The organism is Vibrio sp. 10N.222.49.A3, assembly GCF_041475145.1.
GTDB lineage: Bacteria > Pseudomonadota > Gammaproteobacteria > Enterobacterales > Vibrionaceae > Vibrio > Vibrio tasmaniensis_A.
On sequence record NZ_JBFRVM010000066.1, the window covers coordinates 1 to 2,165 of the forward strand.

General features: G+C 45.7%; 1 protein-coding gene. It reads left to right on the forward strand.

Annotation, left to right across the window (positions count from 1 at the left end):
* The first annotated feature begins 580 nt into the window (after window positions 1-580).
* Window positions 581-2,053 (forward strand): group II intron reverse transcriptase/maturase, encoded by a 1,473-nt coding sequence (gene ltrA / locus AB4589_RS12665; RefSeq protein WP_372100694.1) that lies wholly within the window; start codon window positions 581-583, stop codon window positions 2,051-2,053.
* Window positions 2,054-2,165 lie beyond the last annotated feature (112 nt).

Here is a 2,165-nt window from a genome sequence, read left to right on the forward strand (position 1 = left end):
TTTGGGGCGTGCGACGTGAAGTCGTATGAAGCGCTGTTCACCGCTTAACGTGTGAACCATCTGTATCACCAGATGAACCTAGGGCTCTGAATAAAGTAGCGAGCCTGACAATGTAATGAAGAATGGTTATGACCATTCGGGATTTGAATCGTGAGAGGACGATCCTCCTGATAACCACAAATCGGGTGAGTGCTAGGTAGTCAGTATGACGAACATAAGTGAATCCGCGGAAGGTGCGTTATGTTTGCAAACAGCGGAAGTGGTTAATACGCTGTAGCCAAAAGGCAAGAGAGTCGGAAAGAGATTGCCCCATGCTCTTTCGTGATCATTGAACTCTCCGCACCATAGCGGGCGTCTACCCTGACATTGCGTGACATACGGAACACGGTAAGCCTGTATCACTCCCTCTGGGAAAGCCTATGTGGCCGATAGTGATGCAGGTATAGGAGGTTGGAAAAAGCGAAGGCTGCGTTGTAACGATGCAGATACAGACTGATGTCTGATCACGAAAGTGAGCCCACTTCCGACTGGTCTCCCGTTGCGAGAGAATATGAAGAACTTTATTCAAGGAGAAATGCAAATGATGATTTCAAAAGAGATTAGTGCCTCTCCTGACAGCGCTCAATGGCAGTCGATCGACTGGAAATCCGTTGAGTTGCATGTATTCAAGCTTCAGATGCGTATCGCAAAGGCAACTCGAGAAGGTAAACACGGCAAAGTGAAAGCGTTGCAGTGGTTACTGACTCATTCTCGTTCAGCAAAACTTCTTGCTGTTAAACGAGTATCTCAAAACAAAGGCAGTAAAACGCCTGGAATAGATGGTGTTATCTGGAATACAGATACACGCCGCATGAAAGCAGTCAATCAACTGAGTAGAAAGGCATATCAAGCCAAACCACTCAAGCGTATCTATATTCCCAAAAAGAATGGCAAACTTCGACCACTGGGCATCCCGTGCATGATAGACAGAGCGCAGCAAGCACTCTACCTTACGGCACTAGAGCCTATATCGGAGACGCTTGCCGATCCTAATAGCTATGGATTTAGACCAAACCGCAGCACGGCTGACGCAGTCGATCAGTGCTTCAAATGTTTGGCTCTAAAGAAGTCAGCTAAATGGGTTCTTGAAGGCGATATAAAGGCCTGTTTCGACAAGATCGGGCATCAATGGCTTATGGACAATGTTGCTGTTGATAAACGTATGTTGAAGCAATGGCTAAAGTCTGGTTTTGTAGACAAAGGGCTATTTTACGACACCGATGAAGGCACGCCTCAAGGCGGGATTATATCCCCAACCTTGATGTTAATAACACTCTCTGGTCTCGAACAGCACATTAAGTCTACGGCACTCAAAAAGGGTGCAAGATCCAACTTTATTGGATACGCTGACGATTTCGTCGTCACTTGCGCTTCAAAGGAAGTGCTGGAGAACGATATCAAACCGTTGATTGCTGATTTCTTAGCGGAAAGAGGCTTAACATTATCCGAAGAGAAAACGCACATCACTCATATCAACGATGGCTTTGACTTTCTTGGGTTCAACCATAGGAAGTATAAAGGGAAACTGCTCATTAAGCCGAGTAAATCCAATACGTTGATGTTCTTAAGCAATCTGCGTGAACTCATCAAAAAGCACGTAACCCTTCCAGTGAATGATCTTATCAAACTGATAAATCCGAAACTCAGGGGGTGGTCGAACTATTATCGACACTGCGTAGCTAAACAGGTATTCGGATATGTCGGTCACAAGCTATTCCACACGTTATGGCACTGGGCTAAAAGGCGTCATCCAACAAAGTCTAAAACTTGGATCGCCCTAAAATACTTCATCAACCGAAAAGGCCAATGGCAGTTTCACGGTTGGCAGAAGATCATGGATATGGATTGCCAGTTCAATCTCTTCCAAATAGCTAAAGTGCCAATAGAAAGACATGTGAAAATCCGAAGTGCAGCGACACCCTTTGACCCTCTTTACCAAGAATACTTGGTGAAGAGAAAATCCAAAAGGCTAGCTCGTAACTCTTGGAACGAGCCTGCTCCGACTGCTTTATAAGTTGCTGGGTATCATTTGATGCCTTTGTGGAGGCTTGAGCCGTATGCAGTGAAAGTTGCACGTACGGTTCTTAGGGAGACGGCACTTGGTAACAAGTGTCGTCCACCCGACA

Bases quoted from the DNA above. Each gene is read 5' to 3' on its own strand.
- ltrA (WP_372100694.1), top strand. From the start codon at position 581: ATGATGATTTCAAAAGAGATTAGTGCCTCTCCTGACAGCGCTCAATGG.